Consider the following 20,450-nt stretch of genomic DNA (forward strand, 5'->3'; position numbering starts at 1 on the left):
CCACATGCGACTGGAGATCGCCGAGGGGCGGCGGCGCTTCGCCCGCGCCCGGGTGCTGCGGCTGGCCACCACCGACGGGGACGGCCGGCCGCACTGTGTCCCGGCCACCTTCGCACTGGACGCGGACACGGTGGTGATGGCCGTGGACAACAAGCCCAAACGCCATCAGGAGCTGCGGCGGCTGCGCAACATCCGCGCCAATCCGGTGGTGTCGCTGCTGGTGGACCACTACGACGAGGACTGGCGGCGGCTGTGGTGGGTCCGGGCCGACGGCCGGGCCCGGATCCTCCCCGACGCGTCCGCCGCCGGTCATACGGCGGCGGTGGAGCGGCTGGTCGCGAAGTACCCGCAGTACGCCGGGCGGCCGCCGCGGGGTCCGGTGACCGAGGTCGAGGTGGTCCGCTGGACGGGCTGGGCGTACACCGGTGGTCCCGGCCGCGGTCCGGACTCCCCCGAGAGCTGATCAGTCGTCACGGTCACGCGGACAGGAGAACCGGTCGTCGGGCCCCCAGCTCGTAGCCTCCACTCCGCTGTCCCGTATGCCGCACTCCAGCGCAACCGCCGGAGACGCCCCCGCCCTGTCGTACAGCATCAGCAGCCGCTTGTTCCTCGGGACCTTGCGGTTCTCGGCGAACACCAGTGATCCGGTGGCCCCGCGTACCCCGTCGGTGCCGCCCACCCCCTCCTCCAGCGCGAACTGCACCGTGGCCCGGCCGAACGGTGCCGTGCCCGCATTGCGATACGCCGCGTTGATCCCCTCGGAGAGGACCCGTAGGGCGTCCCAGGCAAGCGGGGCCCGTCCATCGTTGCTCCACAGGTCGTCCCCGTACGCCTGGGCGTACTGCCGGCGGAAGGCGATGCCCATCACATTGGGCGGATCGTCCTTCGGCAGGGCCTGCGCCGCGTAGTACAGCCGCAGTCCGGAGTGCCGCTCGGTGGGGCGCTGTTCCTCGACCACCGCGTTGGTGAGGTCGTTGCCGCCGAGCACGGTCACCCGGCCCTTGCATGTGGTGCCCTCGTCGAAGGCGTTGAGAAAATTCTCGAATTCATTGGCGCGGGCGGCCCAGTAGACGACCGTGCGCGGTTCCTCCGTCAGCCTCCGGCAGATGCTGGTGGCCATCTGGGGAGGACTGGACACCCATTCGTCCCCCCCGTCGTTCACCCCGGATGGCGGAGAGGCGGACGCGTCGCCGAGGGGGTACCAGATCTGCCGGGCGCCTTTGAACTCCTCGGTGAACCGCTCGCTGAGATTGGCGCTGTAGATGTCGTGGGGGTCCCCGATCACCACCGCCTTCTCCGCCGGAGCGCACTCCCCGGGTCTGGTCCGCACGATATTGCCGTGCCGCGCGAACTCCGCGGCGATGCGCGCCTCACGTCCGTTGTCGGGAGGTATCTGCCGGTACATCGCCGACCCCTGCATCTGTTCCGCGGTCGCTGAGGTGCCGATCATCGGCAGCCCGCCGTCGGCCAGGATGTCCCGCGTACGCAGGGTGTCCTTGCGGCTCTGGCCGAGACCGACGACTCCCAGGATCTGCTCCCCGCCCGCCGTGCTCCCGCCACGGCCGACCTCCCGCACCAGCCGCTCGGCGATCGCGGGCGCCTTGGCGAAGCGCTGCCCGGCGTCCATCGGACGGATCTTCAGCCACACCTCGCTCTCCTTCTGCTGGGCCGCCTGACGGTTGATCTCCTTCTGGGCCAGCGCGATTCCGCGCAACTCCGGAATGGCACCGCTGTACTTGGCCGTTTCCCAGTCGTCGGCGGTCACCGGCACGCCCAGATAGACCACCGTCCGCACGACCGCGCCGTCGCGGGCGGCCCGGTCCGCCTTCTCGTTCTCCTTGCCGATGGCGGTCCGGATGTCGTCATAGACCTCCTGGGGGCTGCGGTCCGGCGGCCGGGTCGCCGGCCCGCCGGACCCGGCCGGGGAGGCGGACGCGGACGCGCCGCCTTCGCCGAGACATGCCGTGTCGCTCTTCGCCGTCACCCAGGCCACGCCGTAAACGCCCAGCAGGGCGAGCGCGATGATGCCCGCCACCCCCGCCGAGGCCGCCTCGACCCGCGGTGCCGCATCGGAACGAGCCCTCCCCACGGGCGTCTCCGGATAGCGGACGAGCCATCGCGCGGCGTCCGGGTCATCGGGGTGCGACTCCACCCCCACCCGGACCACCCGGGCACCACCCGTCCCCGTGCTCCCGATCCAGGACTTGAGCGTGATGGCGGCCTCGGCGAAGCTCTCGGTGCGCTGCTCGTCCCGGGGCACCACGGCCACCAGCATCGCCCCGGTGCAGCCGGTGTGCTCCACCGCGCCGGGGAACCGCTCCAGCAGCAGCCCCGCGTCGGATCCGGCGCCCGGGAACTGGGGCAGGACGAGGACGACACGATGTCTGCGGCGCCTCCCCCAGGGAGAGAGCCGCGGGTGGCGGAAGGCCCGCTCCACATCGGCGAGCAAGGCCCGCAACAGCGCGTCGACGATCAGCGCGCGCCCTTCGGGGCCCGCGGCGGCCTCGGCCCCGGCGGTCAGCCGTACGGCGTCGGCGTAGAAATCCGCGCCCTTGTCCGGCAGCTCGGCCCATTTCGCGTACCAGCCGCCCTGACGGGTCATCCGGCGGTGGTGGCGGCGCCCGTACCACCAGCGCGGCAGCAGCCCGAACACCGGTCGGCGCAGCCAGTACCAGGCGGTGCCCGGGATTCCGGGCGGCGGCTCCTCGCCACCGCTCATGGTCTCCAGCGCCCGCAGCACGGCGGAGCTCGAGCAGCGCGCCTCGTAGATCTGGTTCCGTAACTCCTTGGGCTGCGCGTCCACCTGCGGCCTGGTGAGGTCGGCCTCGACGACGGCGCACATCAGCCGGAACTGCGAGAGCCGCAGCTTGCCGAAGCCCCCCGGCCGGTTGCGCACCAGCTCTTCCTCGATCTTCTGGAAGGTCTTCCCCACCCGCTCCCGTGGCGGGCCCTTGATCTTCCCCGCCACCTGCGCGAACGGAATCCGGGCCCTGCCGCCCGCGCTGAAGCGCGCGCACAGGCCATCGGCGATCCGCTCCGCATTGGTCGCTTCGGTGAGCTGTGTGAGCAGGATCTGCGGGGCCGGGCCCCGCTGTCCGGGCGGCAGCAGAACGAGCTGTTCGAGCGATTCGACCAGCGATTCGATTTTGGGCAGCGGTGGCACCGCGGCAGTCATAAGCATCCCCCCGACCCATCATCCCCGCCCGCTCCGGAGAGCACCAGACTCCTCACACAGAGCGACAGACATTTTCCGGTGTTGGCCGTATGGGGGACGAGGGGAAACCGAAGATGACCGTCGGGGCGCCAGACCGCCGGGCGCCAAGATGTCAGACCGTCAGCACGACCTTGCCGAACAGATCGCCGCCCGCCATCTTCTCGAACCCCTCGCGGGCCCGGTCCAGCGGCAGCACCGAGTCGATCACCGGTCGCACCCCGTGCGCCGCGCAGAAGCTGAGCAGATCCTCCAGCTCGTCCTTGCTGCCCATCGTGGAGCCGACGACCTTCAGCTCCAGGAAGAAGATCCGGTTGAGCTCGGCGGCCTTGGGGTTGGGGCCGCTGGTGGCGCCCGAGATGACCAGGGTGCCGCCGGGCTTGAGCGACTTGACCGAATGCGACCAGGTCGCGGCGCCGACCGTCTCCATCACCGCGTCCACCCGGTGCGGCAGCCGCTCCCCCGGCTCGAACGCCGCCTCGGCGCCCAGCTCGACGGCACGCTTGCGCTTGGCCTCGTCCCGGCTGGTCGCCACGATCCGCAGACCGGCCGCGGCGCCCAGCACGATCGCGGCGGTGGCCACCCCGCCGCCCGCGCCCTGCACCAGCACACTGTCGCCGGGGCGCACCCCCGCGTTGGTGAAGAGCATGCGGTACGCGGTCAGCCAGGCCGTCGGCAGACAGGCCGCCTCCTCGAAGGACAGCTCCTTCGGCTTGGGCAGCAGATTCCAGCTGGGCACGGTGACCTTCTCCGCGAAGGTGCCCTGGTAGCGCTCGGTGAGGATGGAGCGGGGTTCGTGCGGGCCGACACCGTGGCCGCTCTGGCCGATGACCGAGTGGAGGACGACCTCGTTGCCGTCCTCGTCGATCCCGGCCGCGTCACAGCCGAGGATCATCGGCAGCGACTCCTCGCCGAGCCCGACGCCGCGCAGCGACCACAGGTCGTGGTGGTTGAGCGAGGCCGCCTTGACCCGGACGGTGCTCCAGCCCGGCCGTACCTCCGGCTCGGGGCGCTCGCCCAGTTCAAGACCGCTCAGCGGCTGGTCACGGTCGATACGTGCGGCGTAGGCAGCGAACATGATCCTGACCATAGGCCGCGGCGGGGACGCGGCGGAACCACACCGGGGTGTGACACGCACCGCGCCGCAGCCCCCCGGAGCGGTGCGGGCGGGCGCATACGGCGACGGGCCGGGCCGCTTCCCCCTCACGGAGGAACCGGCCCGGCCCGTCACTCAGCTCACTCAGCTCACTCAGCCGATGGCGCGTCAGCGCTCGTCAGTGCTCGTCAGCGTCGGTCAGCTTTGGTCAGTTTTGGTCAGCGTTCGTCAGCGCCGCGCCACACCCTCGGCGCGCGCGGCCGCAGCGACGGCCGCGGTCACGGCCGGGGCGACCCGCTCGTCGAACGGCGAGGGGATGACCTTGTCCGCGCTCAGCTCGTCGGCCACCACGGCGGCCAGCGCCTCGGCGGCGGCGAGCTTCATGCCCTCGGTGATCCGGGAGGCCCGGACCTGGAGGGCCCCGGCGAAGATGCCCGGGAAGGCGAGCACGTTGTTGATCTGGTTCGGGAAGTCGCTGCGGCCGGTGGCGACCACCGCCGCGTGCCGGTGCGCGACCTCCGGGTGAATCTCCGGGTTGGGATTGGCCATCGCGAAGATGAAGGCGCCGGGCGCCATGGTGGCCACCGCCTCCTGCGCCACCGTTCCGCCGCTGACCCCGATGAAGACGTCCGCTCCGGCCAGGGCCGTCTCCAGGGAGCCGGTCAGCCCGGCCTTGTTGGTGAAGCCGGCCAGCTCACGCTTGACGTCGGTGAGGTCCTCGCGGTCCGCGGACACGATGCCCTTGCGGTCGCAGACCGCCACATCGCCGATGCCCGCCTCGACGAGGATCCGGGCGATGGCGACTCCGGCGGCACCCGCCCCGGAGATGACGGCGCGCAGCTGTCCGAGCGAACGGTCGGTCAGCTTGGCGGCGTTGCGCAGTGCCGCCAGGGTGACGACCGCCGTGCCGTGCTGGTCGTCGTGGAAGATCGGGATGTCGACGCGCTCCTGGAGCTTGCGCTCGATCTCGAAGCAGCGGGGCGCCGAGATGTCTTCCAGGTTGACGCCGCCGAACGAGGGCGCGAGCCGGGCCACGGTCTCGACGATCTCGTCGACCTCCCGGCAGTCGAGGGCGATGGGCACCGCGTCGACTCCGCCGAACTGCTTGAAGAGGATCGCCTTCCCCTCCATCACCGGCAAGGACGCCTCCGGGCCGATGTCTCCGAGTCCGAGAACCGCGCTGCCGTCCGTCACCACGGCGACGACCTGGGACTTCCAGGTGTAGTCGTGGACGAGCTCCGGCTGCTCGGCGATCGCGCTGCACACCTTGGCGACACCCGGTGTGTACGCGAGGGACAGATCGTCCCGGTCGCGCACGGGCACGGTCGCCTGGACGGCCATCTTGCCGCCCCGGTGGAGCGCGAAGGCCGGATCGAACGGCTCTCCGTCGGTCACGTCTTCGGCTCCTTCGCCGTTGCTGCTGTCGCTGCGAGGATGGGCAATCTCCGCTGCCACTTTTGACCCCTTTGTCGTTTTCTGTCGAGGGTAGCCGCCCCAGGTTGGGAGCGGGCGGGCACCGCGTCCGGGCCCCCATGGCACAGATAGCCGCGCCCTGGAGGGAAATACGGACGCCGGGCGTGTCGCACACACGCCCTGAGCCCCGGGTGAGGGGTGTAACGATCTGTTCTACCGGATGCGCGCTCCAGGAGACGAGCGACTTCTGTCACGGTGCCGTTCAGAAAGTCCGCGTTACCATCGAAAGCGATCGAATCGGACATGAATGTACATGTCACCGTCGCTCGGCAGGCGCCGCGTGATCATGAGCCCGTCCCACTTCCCCGGCCACCGCTGTCCGGCCCGGCATTCCACCTGCGCAACCACGGGGATCGCCCGTTATCCGATTTTGACATGGATACCCGTCCGATCGAGCCGGTCCAGATGGCAAGATGCCCCAATCACACGAGGTCGCGACACTCAAAAGCGTGTTCCCGACATCTCGGACACCCCCTCATCCTGCGGGAGGAACCAGCATGACCGCCAGCTTCACGCGCCGTCCGGCCACCTTGAAGTCCCGGATGGCCACAGCCGGCGCGGTAGCGGTCGTGGGCGCCCTGCTGCTGACGGGCTGTGGCGACCAGACCAACAAGGCCAAGAGCGGCTCCTCCAACGCCGCGGGCAAGGGTCCGCTCTTCAGCGAGCTGCCGAAGCAGATCCAGGACGCCGGCGTGATCAAGGTCGGCTCGGACATCAACTATCCGCCGGTCGAGTTCAAGAAGGGCGGCCAGGTCATGGGCATCGACCCGGATCTCGCCAATGCCCTCGGCAAGGCGCTCGGTGTGAGGTTCGAGTTCAACAACGCCACGTTCGACACCCTGCTCTCCGGTCTGCGCTCCAAGCGCTACGACATCGCGATGTCGGCCATGACCGACACCAAGGGCCGCCAGGAGGGTGTGGACCCGGACACCGGCAAGAAGGCGGGCGAGGGTGTCGACTTCGTCGACTACTTCACCGCCGGTGTCTCGATCTACACCAAGAAGGGCGACACCCAGGGAATCAAGACCTGGGACGATCTGTGCGGGAAGAAGATCGTCGTCCAGCGCGGCACCGTCTCGCACGACCTCGGCAAGGCCCAGTCCAAGGAGTGCGACAAGGACAACAAGGGCAAGATCAAGATCGAGGCGTTCGCCAACGACACCGAGGCCCAGACCCGGCTGCGCGGCGGCGGCGCCGACGCGGCCGCCAGTGACTTCCCGGTCGCGGCCTACGCCGTGAAGACCTCCGGCGGCGGCAACGACTTCGAGATCACCGGTGACCAGGTGAAGGCGGCGCCGTACGGCATAGCCCTCAGCAAGGGCAACACCGAGCTGCGTGACGCCCTCAAGCAGGCACTCGCCCTGATCATCGCGAACGGCGAGTACGACAAGATCATCGCGAAGTGGGGCGTCAAGGACGGCGCCGTCACCAAGGCCATCATCAACGGCGGCAAGTGACCCGGCTCCTCCTTCCTCGCGCATTCGCGCTGAAAGGCACAATCCGTGACAACTGAGATCGACAAGGCGGGCCCGGTCGACACCCCGCCGCCCGCGCCGGAGAACATCAAGGCCATCCCGGTGCGGCACTACGGCCGCTGGGTTACCGCGGTCATCGCCATCGCCCTGCTGGTGACGCTCGTCCTCGCCTTCGCCCGCGGCGATGTCAACTGGGGCGCCATCCCGGACTACTTCTTCGACAGCGAGGTGCTGCGCGGTGTCCGGAACACCGTCTGGATCACCATCCTGTCGATGGCGCTCGGTGTGGTCCTCGGCATCATCCTCGCGGTGATGCGGCTGTCGAAGAACCCGGTGACCTCCTCCCTCGCCTGGGGATACATCTGGTTCTTCCGCGGCACCCCGGTCTACGTCCAACTGCTGGTCTGGTTCAATCTCGGGCTGGTCTTCGACTACATCAACCTCGGTCCGATCTACAAGGACGAGTGGTCGGACTTCATGACCCCCTTCCTGGCCGCCCTGCTGGGCCTCGGCCTGAACGAGGCCGCGTACATGGCCGAGATCTGCCGGGCCGGTCTCCAGGCGGTCGACGAGGGTCAGACCGAGGCGTCCCAGGCGCTGGGCATGAGCCACGCCAAGACGCTGCGCCGGGTGGTCCTGCCGCAGGCCATGCGGGTGATCGTGCCGCCGACGGGCAACGAGTTCATCAACATGCTCAAGACCACCTCACTGGTGATCGCCGTGCAGTACTGGGATCTGTTGCAGGCCACCACCAACGTCGGCCAGAGCACCGGCGCCACCGCCGAGATGCTCTTCCTGGCCGCCGCCTGGTATCTGATCCTCACCTCGGTGCTGAGCGTGGGCCAGTACTACCTGGAGCGGTACTACGCCCGCGGATCGAGCCGATCCCTCCCGATGACCCCGCTCCAGCGGATCCGGGTCAACCTTCTCTCCTTCAGCAACCGGGCCGGAGGTCCCAGCGCATGACCCCCATGGTGAAGGCCGAGGGCGTACACAAGTCCTTCGGCGCCGTCCAGGTCCTCAAGGGCATCGACCTCGAGGTCGCCCCGCGCGAGGTGTTCTGCCTCATCGGCCCGTCCGGCTCCGGGAAGTCCACCTTCCTGCGCTGCATCAACCACCTGGAGAAGATCAACTCCGGGCGGCTGTACGTCGACGGCAACCTGGTCGGCTACCGGCAGAAGGGCGACAAGCTCTACGAACTCAAGGACCGCGAGGTCGCCGAGAAGCGGCGGGACATCGGCATGGTGTTCCAGCGCTTCAACCTCTTCCCGCATATGACCGCGCTGGAGAACGTCATCGAGGCGCCGGTCCAGGTGAAGAAGGAGACCAAGGCGGTCGCACGGGAACGCGCGCTGAAGCTGCTGGACCGGGTGGGCCTGGCCGACAAGGCGGGCAACTACCCCTCGCAGCTCTCCGGCGGTCAGCAGCAGCGCGTCGCCATCGCCCGGGCGCTGGCCATGGAGCCCAAGCTGATGCTCTTCGACGAGCCCACCTCGGCTCTCGACCCGGAGCTGGTCGGGGATGTCCTCGACGTCATGCGCGGGCTCGCGGAGGACGGGATGACGATGATCGTGGTCACCCATGAGATGGGCTTCGCCCGTGAGGTCGGCGACTCGGTCGTCTTCATGGACGACGGGGTCGTCGTGGAGTCCGGGAATCCGCGCGAGGTGCTGACCAACCCGCAGCACGAGCGGACCAAGTCGTTCCTTTCGAAGGTCCTCTGACCCGGAACCGGCCCGGAACGACACGAGGGCGGTACGGCCGATGTCGGCCGTACCGCCCTCGTCCGTCCGCGCGGCGCCGGGCCTACTTCAGCCCCAGCACCATCGCGTCCGAGACCGAGCACCACACCGCGCGCGCCTCCGCGAAGCCCGCGTCGCGCAGCGCCCGCGCATGCCAGGCCGCGGACTGCACCTCACCGTCGGCGTGGTCGCCGTCGGCCGGATTGCCGAAGATCCTGAACCGCTCGGCGACCGGTCCGGCCAGCGCCGCGTCCCGGGCGGCGGTCTCCCACCAGTCCACCCAGTCCTGGGTACCGGCCGCCTTGTCGCGCGCCTGCCGCTCCTTCTGGAAGGCGTGGTCGGCGGCGTTGATCCGGGGGGTGGCCGGGTCCGGCATGTGGTCGGCGTTGAGGAAGACACCGCCGTCCCGCAGCACGCCCGCCACCTGGCCGTACAGCACGCTCAGCTCCTCCGAGCGCAGCCAGTGCAGCGCGGTGGCGGTGAGCACGGCGTCGTAATGGCGGTGCGGCAGCCGCCGCGTCCACTCCGGGTCACGCAGATCGGCCGTCACGAACGCGACGCGGCTCTCCGCCCTGAAGAGGCTCTCGGCCGTGAAGTGGCCGCGGGCGATCGTCAGCAGCGCCGGGTCCAGATCCACACCGGTACTGGTGGCTTTCGGGAACCGGCGGAGCGCCCGATCCGAGATACTGCCCGTGCCGCATGCGAGGTCCAGGATCCTCGGCTCCGGGCCGACGAGCGCCTCGACCGCGTCGAGCATCGCCCGGAACCGCTCCTCACGATCAGGGAGGTACCACTCCTGCTGCCGGTCCCAGCTCCGCTGCCATGCCTGCCAGTCCGCTGCGGCGGCGGTCTCCGTCATCGTGCCACTCCCTCTCCCGGTCCGTAATACCCTGGATCACAAGGCGACCATTACCGACCGTCCGACTTTAAAACACCCCCGTAAGGACCACAAGTGGAACTGGCTTATTACTCGGATCTCGCGGTGCGCCTGGTCAACAGCGAGGAGCCCGTCCGCGGTACCGACGCCCTCACCTCGGTGGATGCCGTGCGCGCACTCTTCGGCGAGAGCAAACAGGCGGCCCGGCGCGCGACCGATGCCGATGTCACCCGGCTCAGGTCCGTCCGGGCACGGCTGCGCGCGGTCTTCGAGGCGGCGGCCGAGGGGGACGAGGTCCTGGCCGTGGACCTGCTCAACGCGCTGCTGATCGAGTTCCCGGTGAGCCCGCAGATCTCCGGGCACGAGACCCGCGCCGAGGACGGCCGCGCCGACTGGCATATGCACATCGCGGACTACGCGGCCAACGCGGGCGCCGGATTCGCCGCCACGGCCTCGATGGGACTCGCCTTCCACCTCACCGAACTGGGCGCCGACCGCCTCGGCATCTGCGAGGCGTCGCCCTGTCGCAACGCCTATCTCGACACATCGACAAATCGATCCCGGCGCTACTGTTCGGACCGCTGCGCCACCCGCGCCAACGTGGCCGCCTACCGGGCCCGCAAGCGCCTCGACGCCGAGCGCTCGGCCGCCGCCGACCGCGGCCCGCGAGAGGAGCGCGATCGCACCGGCCGCACCGCGGACGCCGCCCACGACAGCAGCCCCGCGATGGAACGCTGACCCCCGGACCCGGCCCCGGGCCGCGGCCGCAGCCGCACCCACGCCCGCGCGACCACCAGTTCGTCCGGCACCACACCGAACTCCCGGCTGTCGTTCTCCACGTAGGGATTGTCGCCCCGCACCCACCAGCCGCCCTCGCGCCGCTCCACCGCCCGCTTGACGATCAGCAGATCCTGGCGGAACGGATGCCGCAGGATCACCACGTCCCCCGGCCGCACCGGCGCCCCGTACCGCACCACCAGCTGATCACCGGGGTACAGCGTCGGCTGCATCGACGGGTTGTACACCTCGGCGAGCCCGATCCGCAGCAGTCCTTGCTGATCGCGACCGCGCTCCTGCCCGCGGTCGTGCAGCTCCTCCCGCATCACGGCACCTCCGGTTCGTACGCCACCACCACCATCGCAGGCATCCCGGACCGCCACCGGACTTTTGACCTAAGCCCCCCGGGGCGCCCGAGAAAAGACTTCCCACACGGAGTAATGTCGCACCTGAGAAGACGATCACGAATGGAAGGACAGCTCTATGCTCTCCCGCCTGTTCGCATCCAAGGTTCAGGTCAGCGCCCACTGCGACCTGCCGTGCGGCGTGTACGACCCGGCCCAGGCCCGTATCGAGGCCGAGTCGGTCAAGGCCGTACAGGAGAAGTTCCAGGCCAATGAGGACCCCCACTTCCGCGCTCGCGCCACCGTCATCAAGGAGGAGCGCGCGGAGCTGGCCAAGCACCATGTCTCCGTGCTGTGGAGCGACTACTTCAAGCCCCCGCACTTCGAGAAGTACCCGGAGCTGCACCAGCTGGTCAACGACACCCTCAAGGCCCTGAGCGCCGCCAAGGGCTCGACCGACCCGGCCACGGGCCAGAAGGCGCTGGATTACATCGCCCAGATCGACAAGATCTTCTGGGAGACCAAGAAGGGCTGACCCGGCCCCTCACCAGCACCACCGGACCGCACCCGGACCGCCTCCGGCGGCCCGGGTGCGGTCTTTTCGCACCGAGTCTTTTCGCACTGAGCCCTCTCCGCGCCGAGCCCCGGGCGGTCAGAAGCGCCAGCTGGTCTGGCCGTAGGCGCCCTTGCGGAAGCCGAACGCCGTGGCCGGGGCGAGCTCGTAGACCAGGGCCTGGCCGCCCTTGTGGTGGAAGGAGCCGTCGCGCACCTCGAAGGTCCACTCCTCGCCGTACTTCGTCACATACACCGCGGCCACCCGCCGCAGCACGGCGTCCTCGCGGACCGGGGCGGCCGTGCCCTCGACCACCAGGTCCAGGCCCTCGTGGAGAGTGTTGGCGCCGGTGGTGAGGGTGCAGTGGGGGTTCTGGGCGAGGTTCTTGGCCTTCTGTTCGCCGGGGCCGGTGCAGAAGTAGAGGGCGCCGTCGTGCCAGACCGAGAGCAGCGGGGTGACATGGGGGCGGCCGTCGCCGCGGACGGTCGACAGCCAGTACAACTCGGCCGCCGCCAGCCGCTCACGTCCTTCGGACCAAGGGGTGGCGGTGGCGTCGGGGCTGCTGAAGCGGGTGTCCAGGGCGGTCCGCGGCTCGTTCTCCGTCATGTGCTCGCTCCTCATCGGGGTGCCGTGGCGGCAGGGCGGTCCGGTCGGTGCTCCCGTCGCTCCTGTCCTCTGGGACCGCGCGGCGGACCGGAACTCATCGCTCGCCGCCGCGGCTCCCGGAGGAGTCTGTATGAACACCGCGGACCGGACGAAAGGGACACGCGATGGGTGCCGGAGGATGGTCCACCGCTCGGCTGGACCGGATGCGTGATGTCCTGGCCCGCCATGTCGAAGAGGGCGCGGCGCCGGGCCTGGTGGCGCTGGTCAGCAGGCGCGGCGAGACCCGTGCCGAAGTGATCGGGGCGCAGGCGTTCGGTGGTGTGCCGATGCGCCGGGACACCATCTTCCGGATCTCCTCGATGACCAAGCCGGTGATCGCGGCGGCCACCATGATCCTGGTGGAGGAGTGCGTCCTGCGGCTGGACGAGCCGGTGGACGGGCTGCTGCCCGACCTGGCCGACCGCAGGGTCCTCATGCGTGCGGACGGACCACTGGAGGAGACCGTTCCGGCCGAACGCCCCATCACCGTGCGCGATCTGCTGACCTTCCGGATGGGGTTCGGTCTGGTGCCGGGCCTGCCCGGCGGCCATCCGGCGCTGGCCGCCGCGGAGGAACTGGGGCTGGCCATGGGGCCGCCGAAACCCGCCACCCCGCACGGCCCCGACGAGTGGCTGCGCCGGTTCGGGACGCTGCCGCTGATGCGCCAGCCGGGCGAGACATGGCTGTACCACACCGGGTCCCAGGTGCTGGGGGTGCTGATCGCCCGTGCCGCGGGGTGTCCGCTGGAGGACTTCCTGCGGACGCGGATCTTCGAACCGCTGGGTATGGAGGACACCGGCTTCCATGTACCGCCCGGCAAACGGGACCGCTTCGCCGCGTCCTATCTGGCGGATCTCACCACCGGGAGGCCGGAGCTGTACGACCCGGCCGAGGACGGCCGGTGGAGCCGCCCGCCGGTGTTCCCGGACGGCGGCGCGGGCCTGGTCTCGACGGCCGACGACTATCTCGCCTTCGGCCGGATGCTGCTCGCCAAGGGGCGGTACGGGGACGGTGAGCGGCTGCTGTCCCGTCCGGCGGTCGAGGTGATGACGACCGATCAGCTCACCCCCGCCCAGAAGGCCGCCTCCGGAGCGGCGCCCGGGTCCTGGGACCACCGCGGCTGGGGCTTCGGCGTCCAGGTGGTGACCGGGCGGGACGGGATCGCCGCGGTGCCCGGCCGGTTCGGCTGGGACGGCGGGCTCGGGACGTCATGGGCCTCGGATCCGGCAGAGGGCCTGGTCGCCGTGCTGATGACGCAGCGGGCGCAGTTCCCCCGGTTCTCGCCCGTCCACCTGGACTTCTGGACGCTGGTCTACCAGGCGATCGACGACTGAGCCGGCGCCGCGGCGACGGGCTACGAGCCGTCGTCCGGGCCCGCGAGCCCGACACCGAGCAGCGGATCGGGCAGCCGGGCGTCGTGGAAGCGCAATAAGGGGCTCTCGTTGCGCACCAGCCACTGGCGGTACGCGTCGCTGGCCCACGCGATCTCGAAGTAGGCCTCCTCGAGGTCACCGAAGAGGGCGTCGACGTCGATGAGGCCATCGGCCGGACCGCCCCCGGAGTGTCCGGCGCGGGCCGCCGTCATCGCCCGCGAGGCCAGGAACAGCCGGACGGTCAAGGGGTCCCCGCACAGGGGGCGTACGGCCACGCCCTGGCGGGAGCGGGCGGTGGGCTGGCAGGGGGTGACCACTTCACCGGAGGCCACCAGGTCGGCGGCGGTGAGGTAGTCGCCGTAGACCACCCGGGGTCTCACCCCGGCCGCGGCCAGCACCCGCCGCAGCCCGGGGCCCTCGCCGTCCACGCTGGGGTCGACCATCCACTGGTCGGTGGCGAGGTCGGCCAGGTGCACCGACTGCCGGGCGGCCGCCGGATGGGCGTCGGACAGGGCGACGAACTGCGGTTCCCGCGCCACCAGGACGCGGCGCCGGACGTTGTCGGGGACCCGCAGCGGGGCGCCCTCGACCTCGTGGACGAAGGCGACGTCCAGTTGGTTGGCCGCGACCATCTGCAAGAGGGCGTTCGCGGACACATCGATGTGGATCGTGGTGTCCGTGTCGGGGTAGCGGGCGCGGAGTCTGCGCAGCCAGCCGACCACGGCCCGGCTCCCGGTGCTGCCGATGCGCAGCCGGGCTTCCGCGGCCTGCCCGGCCTCCAGCCGGACATCGGTGAGCAGGGCACTCATCTCGGCCACGATCGGGCGGGCGCGGCACAGCACGGACCGCCCCAGCGGGGTCGGCCGACTGCCGGTGACCTCCCGCGAGAACAGCCGGCCCCCGATGGTCTTCTCGATCCGCCGGAGCTGGGTCGTCAACGAAGGCTGGGTCATGCCGAGTTGACGCGCCGCCTTCCGTAGGCTGCCGGTGTCGGCGATGGCGCATAGTGCACGAAGATGCCTCACCTCGAGCTCCATAACGGGAGCATAACGGCGATCACGGGCGTCTCACCAGACTCTGATTCCCCACCAAAATTGCCGCATGTTTGACCAATTGGTGGTCAAACGCCGCTCCATCAGGGGTCAACCGGCTCTGGATGCCCCGCCGGTCGGGGGTGAAAGCGATGCGGTGGTGCTATCACCCTTTGATATCTCTACGACAGGCCAATTCTCCTCAAGACTCTCCGGCACCAAGAGTTCATCCCACGGCCCCGGCCGCCACCCCACATTCGGCGGCCGTCGGCCCGAGGACGATGAGGAGCCCCCCACATGACACTGCCCAAGTTGGCGCTGACCGCAACGCTCGGTATCGGCCTGGCGGCGACCCTGACCGCCCTGCCCGCGTCCGCGGCCACCACCGACCACAGCCCGGCCCAGCGCGGCACCGCGGCCGCCGCGTACACCGCGAGCGGTGAGGAGCGGGCGGACACCACCGCCTTCATCAAGGCCGTCATGAAGTCGGCGCTGGCCAAGAAGGCGAAGGCGCACGACAAGTCGGCGGCCGTCACCGTGACCTACGACGCCAGCGCGGCCCCGACCTTCAAGGCCCAGATATCCCGCAGCGCCGAGATCTGGAACTCCTCGGTGAGCAACGTGACCCTCCAGGAGGGCGGCAACGCCGACTTCACCTACCGCGAGGGCAATGACCCCCAGGGTTCGTACGCGGACACCGACGGGCACGGCAAGGGCTACATCTTCCTGGACTACGCACAGAACCAGGAGTACGACTCCACCCGCGTCACCGCCCACGAGACCGGCCATGTGCTCGGCCTGCCGGACCACTACGAGGGTCCGTGCAGCGAGCTGATGTCCGGTGGCGGCCCCGGCCCGTCCTGCACCAACTCGCAGCCCGATCAGAACGAGATCGCCAAGGTCAACGAGCTGTGGGCGAACGGCCTGGCCGCCCTCGACAAGAAGCTCGCCGGCACCCGCTGATCCGGTACCGGGGGCTGACCGGCCCGGCCACCGCCCCCGCCGGTGCCGGTCCGCCCACCCGGTCCCACTGACCCCCTCACTCCATGGCTCAGGGCCCATGGATCAGGGCCCCGCCGCCCGCACCCGGTCACCCGATGCCGGGTGCGGGCGGTTGGCGGGAGACGCCGCCCCCGGCGGGAGGTACCGTGGAGAACACCGAGCATGTCGCACAAACCGGCCGGATTCCCTCCAGGCTGGGGCCCGGCCCCAGGGAGTGAGCACCATGCAGACCGTCGTCACCGTGGTCGTGATCCTCGGGCTGATCGCCCTCGGCGTTCTGCTGATCCACCGGCTCAATGTCCAGCAGGGTTACCACATCTCCGCCGAGCGTCACGACGACGTGCGCGGCGGCCGCCGCCCTCACCACCACCACCGCCGCCACGGTCCGGGGCGGGGACGGCCGCACCCGGAGCGCCGGGTCACCCCTCCCCGGGACCGCCGGGCGTAGACCCCGCACCGCGGACCGCGGGCCCCGCGCCGCCGGACGCGGTGTGCGCGGCGCCGGAGGCGATCTCCTCCGCCCGGAGGGCTTCCTCCAGCGTGGGCACCGGGTGGAACACCTCGGCCAGACCGCCCGCCCGCAGGGTGCGGAGGATCAGCGGATGGGCACAGACCAGCCGCATCCGGCCCCCGCGCTCGATCACCCGGCGCCGGGCCCGGCACAGCAGCCCCAGCCCGGAGCAGTCGAAGAAGGCGGTGGGCGTCAGATCGATCACCACCGCGGGTGTGGTCGTGGCGGCGTCCAGCTGGGGACCCACACTCGCGAGACCGGCGATGTCGATCTCACCGTGGAGCTCGACCACGGTGCACCGGCCGACCCGGTACGTCACGGCGCGCGGCTCGGGATCCGGGGCCGGGCGGCACTCCGGCAGGGGGCATAAGCCGTCGGCGGCGGTATCGGAGAAGGGATCGGGACCCACGGCGGCGTCCGACGACACCGGCGCACGACGAGGAGCGCCTGGCTGTGTCATCGCGATATCCCCTCGGAACGGCATACTGCCCCCTCTCACCCCCGCCAGGGCCCCGCGAGCGGGCACCTCGGGCATCTGGCGCAGATCCCCCGGCCCTGGGTGGCGTGGGGCGAGCGTAAAGGGGTGACCGCCGGTTACAGGGGGCGGGGTACGACATTCCGGGATGGAAAAGCGTTCTTCCGAGTGAATTTCCGCTCTTACTATTGACGCTTGGTCAGATCGGACTCAGGTGCGCTCAGAAGCCGGAGCCGCCGCCCCCGCGACCGCCGGAGTCAGATCCTCCAGCACCTCGAAGGCGTCGTCGAGCCGGACCATGCGCAGCAGCCGCAGAAACCGCGGATCGTCGATGACCAGCCGCAGCCGCCCCTCACGCTCCAGCACACGATTGCGCAACCGGCACATCAGGGACAGCCCCGCGCAGTCCAGGAAGGTGACCGGCCGGAGGTCCAGCACCAGATCCGGGCACCTGACCTGGGCGAGGGACTCCAGCCGTGCCGCGATCCGCCCCGCGGCGAAGATGTCCAGCTCTCCCGCCACTTCGGCCACCGTGACGCCACCGAGCACACGTACACGGACTCCGAAGGCGGGCCGATCATCGAACATGCAAGCCTCCTCGGCATGGTGGGAGGCGCGCGACACCGGAGCGCCCGGGGATGACACACCGTCCGATCCGAGGGTGCGCGGACACCACACGCCGCCGCGCCGGTCACCACCGGGGCCCAGGCCGGCCCTTCAGTACATGACATACCCATCTACCGGCTGACCAGTCAACGCACGGCACGGCATGTGACGTTGACCTATTGAGGCTGAGGCCATGACCGACACCCCCGCCCGGCTGCCGCCGACCCTGCTGTCACTTCTCCAGACCCCCCGCGAGTGGCCGGGCAGCGAACTGGCCGAGGGACTCGGCGTCAGCCACCGCACCATCCGCCGCGATATCGAGTGGCTGCGTGACCTGGGCTACCCGGTGGACGCCAGCCGGGGCACCACCGGTGGCTACCGGCTGGTGGCGGGTACCGCCATGCCCCCGCTGCCGCTGGACGACCAGGAGGCGGTGGCCATCGCGGTGGGGCTGCGCACGGCGGCGGGCACACCGTCGAGGGCATCGAGGAGGCGTCGGTGCGCGCGCTGGCCAAACTGGAACAGGTGCCGCCGTCCCGGCTGCGCCACCGGGTCGGCGCCCTCGGCTCCGCCACCGTCGCACTGCCGCCCGCCCTGGCCGGCCGACCGTGGACCCCGGGCTGCTGACCGCGCTGGCCGCCGCGGTGACCGCGCACGAGCGGCTGCGCTTCGCCTACCGCGCGGGCGACGGCACCGAGACCCGGCGGCTGGTGGAACCGCACCACCTGGTGGCCGCGAACCGCCACTGGTACCTGATGGCGTACGACAACGACCGCGAGGACTGGCGCACCTCCCGGGCGGACCGCGTCCACGACCCCCGGCCCACCGGCGTACGGACCGCACCGCGCGCCCTGCCCACCGACGACGTGACCACCGTCGTCACCCGCTCCCTCCAGAACCTCGCGCCCGGCTTCCAGGCGGTGGCCACCGTGCACCTGCCCCACGAGACCGTGGCCGGACCGATGCCGGGGGCCGAACTGGAGCCCCTCGACGAGCACTCCTGCCGCCTGCGCACCGGCACCGAGGCCCTGGAGTGGCTGGCCTTCCGGCTGGTGCCGCTCGACGCCGACTTCGAGGTCCACGAGCCGCCCGAGCTGATCGCGTACCTGCGCACCCTGGGCGCCCGGGTGCTCCGGGCCGCAGATCCCCCAACCGGCCACGGACAGCCAACTGTTACTGAACGGTAATCCCCATGTCTTCCTCCATCCGCCGCAAGCCGTGAACATGCCACCCGGGGGCAGACCCAACGACTGAGGGATGTGACCGATGACAGCAGCACGTACGCGTTCGCGACGGTTCGGCGGGACGGCGACGGCGGTGGCCATCGCCATCGGCCTCGGCGGAACCGCCACGACGGCGAACGCGGCGGCTCCGGCCGCCGCACCGGCTGCCGCCAGTGCCACAACCGCCGCGAGCGCGGACAAGGTCGACTACGAGACCTGGCAGCAGGACGTGCGGGACATCATCGACAACCAGGCCCGCCCCTACGTCGAGCAGCGCACCGCGGACCCCGGCGGCCAGAAGCAGGCCATCGTCCTCGACATCGACAACACCTCGCTGGAGACGGACCTCGGCCTCACCTTCCCGCAGCACGCCGTCGACCCGGTGCTGAAGCTCACCCAGTACGCCCACCAGCGCGGCGTGGACATCTTCTTCGTCACCGCCCGGCCCGGCATCATCTACCCCGTCACCGAGTACAACCTGGAGAAGGTCGGCTACTCGGTCGAGGGCCTGTACGTACGCTTCCTGCCGGACCTCTTCACGAACGTGGGCGCGTACAAGGCCGCCAAGCGCGCGGAGATCGAGAAGAAGGGCTACACGATCATCGCGAACATCGGCAACACCCCGACCGACCTGGTCGGCGGCCACGCCGAGCGGCACTTCAAGCTCCCCGACTACGACGGCCAGTTGTCCTGAGCCGGGGCCGGGTGGCCCGGCCCCCAGCGCACCACCGGGCGGCGCCGCCTCCGGATCACGGCCACCGTCACACCGGCCGTGACGAGGAGGCCGCCGCCCACGGTGAGCAGCCACACCGGAACGCCGCCCGCGGTCAGCAGGCTGTCGTGGTAAACGACCCGCTGGTACGTGCTGTCGCGGGCGGCGCGCCGCAGTTCGTGGTCGCCCGAGATCCGCTCCGGCCAAGGGAACTCCTGCCGGAACGCGGTCAGGAACATCCGCCGCCCCGCCAGCTTCTCCAGCTCGCCCCGCGGCGCACCCCCGGGATCGACCCGCCCCGCGTACGTCACCTCGGGCTTCCGGCCGCCGATGTCGCCGCGCGGCTCCATCCGGTGCGGGGCCAGCACGTAGAGATCCAGCCCCTGCGGTGTCCTGGCCAGCCGGGACAGCCGCATCGGATAGACCAGGCGCTCGGAGGCGAAGCGCAGCCGCAGCGGTTCCAGGGTGCCGCCCAGTACGGCCCGGCCGCCCGTGCCGCCGGTACCGCCCGTCCCACCCGTGCCGCTGGTGTCCTTCGAGGCGTCCTCGGCGGGCGCGAGACGGACGGCCACGTACTCCCACTTCGCCCGCACATACGGCTTCAGCCCGTCCGCCAGCCGATCGGGCAGGTCGAAGGCGTTCCGCTCCAGCCAGTCGCGCAACGCGTCCGGGTCGGTCGCGGTCAGCCGCGCGACGTCGAACGGGCCCAGCCGCTCACGGCCGACGACGCCCACCGGCGGGGCGCCCGCCTTGGCACCGTCCTGGGGCGCGGCCCCCACGGCGCCGTCCCCGTCACCGCCGTCGAAGGGCCAGTCGCCGTCACGCGGCCAGAAGTAGTGGCGCTCCTTGTCCACCGGCGCGGTGACCTCGCTGACCTCGTCGAAGAGATCCTGGTCGCCCAGTGTGACGGTGGCCCGGTGCGGCACCGGCATGATCCACGCGGCCTCCGGCGCGTCGCCGCCCACCGTGAGGCTCATGACGATCTCCTCGGAGGTGCCGTCCCAGCGCACCACCGATGTCTCGCGCTGCACCGCGATGGTGCTGTTCCGCCCCGGCACCATGCCGCCGCAGCCGCACGCCCAGGCGGGCCGCACCAGTGATCCGAGCTGGACCAGCACCAGGGCCAGCACCACGACCAGCGCCCGTCGCCGTCCCGGCGACAGCCGTCCGCCGACTCCCCCGATCTCCACCGCTTCCGCTCCCCCGATGTCCCCGTTGTGCACGCTTTCCCGCTGTTCTGTGTGTTCCGCGCCCGCTTTCGTGGCGGACACGGCCTCAGACGGACCGGGCGGGAGTTCCGGTTCCACCTCTGGAAAGGCCGGAA

19 protein-coding genes and 2 pseudogenes are annotated in these 20,450 nt (G+C 70.7%); 11 read left to right on the forward strand and 10 right to left on the reverse strand.

Translation table 11 applies throughout. From position 1 onward, the window contains the following. Positions 1–4 precede the first annotated feature (4 nt). Positions 5–463, forward strand: coding sequence for a TIGR03668 family PPOX class F420-dependent oxidoreductase (locus HUT19_RS13300; protein WP_176180681.1), 459 nt, complete (start codon positions 5–7; stop codon positions 461–463). On the opposite strand, the gene HUT19_RS13305 is transcribed toward HUT19_RS13300, so the two are convergent. The 3 genes from HUT19_RS13305 to HUT19_RS13315 all read right to left on the reverse strand — a co-directional run bounded on the left by HUT19_RS13305 (position 464) and on the right by HUT19_RS13315 (position 5,762). Next, the gene (locus HUT19_RS13305; protein ID WP_176180682.1) at positions 464–3,175 is read right to left on the reverse strand and encodes a hypothetical protein; all 2,712 of its coding nucleotides are present in this window, start codon (positions 3,173–3,175) and stop codon (positions 464–466) included. It abuts the gene before it with no gap. A gap of 151 nt (positions 3,176–3,326) precedes the next feature. Further along, a complete protein-coding gene (locus tag HUT19_RS13310) occupies positions 3,327–4,289 on the reverse strand; it encodes a zinc-binding dehydrogenase (protein WP_176180683.1) in 963 nt (320 codons plus the stop codon). A 246-nt stretch (positions 4,290–4,535) separates the two neighbouring features. Then, on the reverse strand, positions 4,536–5,762 hold the full coding sequence (locus HUT19_RS13315) for an NADP-dependent malic enzyme (RefSeq protein WP_176180684.1): 1,227 nt from the start codon (positions 5,760–5,762) through the stop codon (positions 4,536–4,538). Between the two features lie 515 nt (positions 5,763–6,277). Between HUT19_RS13315 and HUT19_RS13320 the strand changes: the two genes are divergently transcribed. The 3 genes from HUT19_RS13320 to HUT19_RS13330 are packed head-to-tail and all read left to right on the forward strand — an operon-like array spanning position 6,278 to position 8,979. Next, complete coding sequence (locus HUT19_RS13320; protein WP_176180685.1) at positions 6,278–7,237, forward strand: ABC transporter substrate-binding protein; 960 nt, start codon at positions 6,278–6,280, stop codon at positions 7,235–7,237. Between the two features lie 45 nt (positions 7,238–7,282). Next, positions 7,283–8,221 (forward strand): amino acid ABC transporter permease, encoded by a 939-nt coding sequence (locus HUT19_RS13325; RefSeq protein WP_176180686.1) that lies wholly within the window; start codon positions 7,283–7,285, stop codon positions 8,219–8,221. Then, the gene (locus tag HUT19_RS13330) at positions 8,218–8,979 is read left to right on the forward strand and encodes an amino acid ABC transporter ATP-binding protein (RefSeq protein WP_303331870.1); all 762 of its coding nucleotides are present in this window, start codon (positions 8,218–8,220) and stop codon (positions 8,977–8,979) included. Before HUT19_RS13325 ends, HUT19_RS13330 begins: the two co-directional genes overlap by 4 nt. Before the next feature lie 82 nt (positions 8,980–9,061). On the opposite strand, the gene HUT19_RS13335 is transcribed toward HUT19_RS13330, so the two are convergent. Continuing rightward, positions 9,062–9,856, reverse strand: coding sequence for a trans-aconitate 2-methyltransferase (locus tag HUT19_RS13335; protein WP_176180687.1), 795 nt, complete (start codon positions 9,854–9,856; stop codon positions 9,062–9,064). A gap of 123 nt (positions 9,857–9,979) precedes the next feature. Between HUT19_RS13335 and HUT19_RS13340 the strand changes: the two are divergent. After that, positions 9,980–10,438, forward strand: a pseudogene (locus tag HUT19_RS13340) (ABATE domain-containing protein); the annotation flags it as partial. Positions 10,439–10,482: 44 nt separating this feature from the next. Here the strand turns inward: HUT19_RS13340 and sodX are convergent. Further along, entirely contained in the window at positions 10,483–10,977 is a 495-nt protein-coding gene (sodX, locus tag HUT19_RS42985) for a nickel-type superoxide dismutase maturation protease (RefSeq protein ID WP_368661692.1), read from the reverse strand. Positions 10,978–11,134: 157 nt separating this feature from the next. Between sodX and sodN the strand changes: the two genes are divergently transcribed. Further along, positions 11,135–11,530: a superoxide dismutase, Ni gene (gene sodN / locus HUT19_RS13345; protein WP_176180689.1), complete on the forward strand. Its 396-nt coding sequence runs from the start codon at positions 11,135–11,137 to the stop codon at positions 11,528–11,530. A gap of 117 nt (positions 11,531–11,647) precedes the next feature. On the opposite strand, the gene HUT19_RS13350 is transcribed toward sodN, so the two are convergent. Beyond that, complete coding sequence (locus HUT19_RS13350) at positions 11,648–12,154, reverse strand: pyridoxamine 5'-phosphate oxidase family protein (RefSeq protein ID WP_176180690.1); 507 nt, start codon at positions 12,152–12,154, stop codon at positions 11,648–11,650. Between the two features lie 164 nt (positions 12,155–12,318). On the opposite strand from HUT19_RS13350, the gene HUT19_RS13355 reads away from it, so the two are divergent. Beyond that, a complete protein-coding gene (locus HUT19_RS13355; RefSeq protein WP_176180691.1) occupies positions 12,319–13,527 on the forward strand; it encodes a serine hydrolase in 1,209 nt (402 codons plus the stop codon). Positions 13,528–13,547: 20 nt separating this feature from the next. On the opposite strand, the gene HUT19_RS13360 is transcribed toward HUT19_RS13355, so the two are convergent. After that, positions 13,548–14,603, reverse strand: a complete 1,056-nt coding sequence (locus HUT19_RS13360) for a LysR family transcriptional regulator (RefSeq protein ID WP_176180692.1) — start codon at positions 14,601–14,603, stop codon at positions 13,548–13,550. Positions 14,604–14,894: 291 nt separating this feature from the next. On the opposite strand from HUT19_RS13360, the gene snpA reads away from it, so the two are divergent. Both snpA and HUT19_RS13370 read left to right on the forward strand, forming a co-directional pair. Then, a complete protein-coding gene (gene snpA / locus HUT19_RS13365) occupies positions 14,895–15,560 on the forward strand; it encodes a snapalysin (RefSeq protein ID WP_176180693.1) in 666 nt (221 codons plus the stop codon). A 262-nt stretch (positions 15,561–15,822) separates the two neighbouring features. Then, positions 15,823–16,047 (forward strand): hypothetical protein, encoded by a 225-nt coding sequence (locus HUT19_RS13370; protein ID WP_176180694.1) that lies wholly within the window; start codon positions 15,823–15,825, stop codon positions 16,045–16,047. Here HUT19_RS13370 and HUT19_RS13375 read toward each other — a convergent pair. Together HUT19_RS13375 and HUT19_RS13380 are read right to left on the reverse strand one after the other, a co-directional pair. Next, positions 16,019–16,570, reverse strand: coding sequence for an anti-sigma factor antagonist (locus tag HUT19_RS13375; protein WP_176180695.1), 552 nt, complete (start codon positions 16,568–16,570; stop codon positions 16,019–16,021). The genes HUT19_RS13370 and HUT19_RS13375 overlap by 29 nt on opposite strands. Positions 16,571–16,795: 225 nt before the next feature. After that, positions 16,796–17,173 (reverse strand): STAS domain-containing protein, encoded by a 378-nt coding sequence (locus HUT19_RS13380; RefSeq protein WP_176180696.1) that lies wholly within the window; start codon positions 17,171–17,173, stop codon positions 16,796–16,798. Positions 17,174–17,384: 211 nt separating this feature from the next. Between HUT19_RS13380 and HUT19_RS13385 the strand changes: the two are divergent. Together HUT19_RS13385 and HUT19_RS13390 are read left to right on the forward strand one after the other, a co-directional pair. Further along, positions 17,385–18,378, forward strand: a pseudogene (locus tag HUT19_RS13385) (helix-turn-helix transcriptional regulator). Positions 18,379–18,457: 79 nt separating this feature from the next. Next, complete coding sequence (locus tag HUT19_RS13390) at positions 18,458–19,108, forward strand: HAD family acid phosphatase (RefSeq protein ID WP_176180697.1); 651 nt, start codon at positions 18,458–18,460, stop codon at positions 19,106–19,108. Here the strand turns inward: HUT19_RS13390 and HUT19_RS13395 are convergent. Further along, entirely contained in the window at positions 19,087–20,316 is a 1,230-nt protein-coding gene (locus tag HUT19_RS13395; protein ID WP_254885558.1) for a DUF2330 domain-containing protein, read from the reverse strand. The two genes, HUT19_RS13390 and HUT19_RS13395, sit on opposite strands and share 22 nt — an antisense overlap. Between the last annotated feature and the right edge of the window lie 134 nt (positions 20,317–20,450).

It is taken from the genome of Streptomyces sp. NA02950 (genome assembly GCF_013364155.1).
GTDB lineage: Bacteria > Actinomycetota > Actinomycetes > Streptomycetales > Streptomycetaceae > Streptomyces.

What these genes read in the sequence shown, in the direction of transcription:
- HUT19_RS13300 (WP_176180681.1), top strand. Translation starts at nt 5, where the DNA reads ATGCGACTGGAGATCGCCGAGGGGCGGCGGCGCTTCGCCCGCGCCCGG.
- HUT19_RS13305 (WP_176180682.1), bottom strand. Translation starts at nt 3,175, where the DNA reads ATGACTGCCGCGGTGCCACCGCTGCCCAAAATCGAATCGCTGGTCGAA.
- HUT19_RS13310 (WP_176180683.1), bottom strand. Translation starts at nt 4,289, where the DNA reads ATGTTCGCTGCCTACGCCGCACGTATCGACCGTGACCAGCCGCTGAGC.
- HUT19_RS13320 (WP_176180685.1), top strand. Translation starts at nt 6,278, where the DNA reads ATGACCGCCAGCTTCACGCGCCGTCCGGCCACCTTGAAGTCCCGGATG.
- HUT19_RS13330 (WP_303331870.1), top strand. Translation starts at nt 8,218, where the DNA reads ATGACCCCCATGGTGAAGGCCGAGGGCGTACACAAGTCCTTCGGCGCC.
- HUT19_RS13335 (WP_176180687.1), bottom strand. Translation starts at nt 9,856, where the DNA reads ATGACGGAGACCGCCGCCGCAGCGGACTGGCAGGCATGGCAGCGGAGC.
- sodX (WP_368661692.1), bottom strand. Translation starts at nt 10,977, where the DNA reads ATGCGGGAGGAGCTGCACGACCGCGGGCAGGAGCGCGGTCGCGATCAG.
- sodN (WP_176180689.1), top strand. Translation starts at nt 11,135, where the DNA reads ATGCTCTCCCGCCTGTTCGCATCCAAGGTTCAGGTCAGCGCCCACTGC.
- HUT19_RS13350 (WP_176180690.1), bottom strand. Translation starts at nt 12,154, where the DNA reads ATGACGGAGAACGAGCCGCGGACCGCCCTGGACACCCGCTTCAGCAGC.
- HUT19_RS13355 (WP_176180691.1), top strand. Translation starts at nt 12,319, where the DNA reads ATGGGTGCCGGAGGATGGTCCACCGCTCGGCTGGACCGGATGCGTGAT.
- HUT19_RS13360 (WP_176180692.1), bottom strand. Translation starts at nt 14,603, where the DNA reads ATGGAGCTCGAGGTGAGGCATCTTCGTGCACTATGCGCCATCGCCGAC.
- snpA (WP_176180693.1), top strand. Translation starts at nt 14,895, where the DNA reads ATGACACTGCCCAAGTTGGCGCTGACCGCAACGCTCGGTATCGGCCTG.
- HUT19_RS13370 (WP_176180694.1), top strand. Translation starts at nt 15,823, where the DNA reads ATGCAGACCGTCGTCACCGTGGTCGTGATCCTCGGGCTGATCGCCCTC.
- HUT19_RS13375 (WP_176180695.1), bottom strand. Translation starts at nt 16,570, where the DNA reads ATGACACAGCCAGGCGCTCCTCGTCGTGCGCCGGTGTCGTCGGACGCC.
- HUT19_RS13380 (WP_176180696.1), bottom strand. Translation starts at nt 17,173, where the DNA reads ATGTTCGATGATCGGCCCGCCTTCGGAGTCCGTGTACGTGTGCTCGGT.
- HUT19_RS13390 (WP_176180697.1), top strand. Translation starts at nt 18,458, where the DNA reads ATGACAGCAGCACGTACGCGTTCGCGACGGTTCGGCGGGACGGCGACG.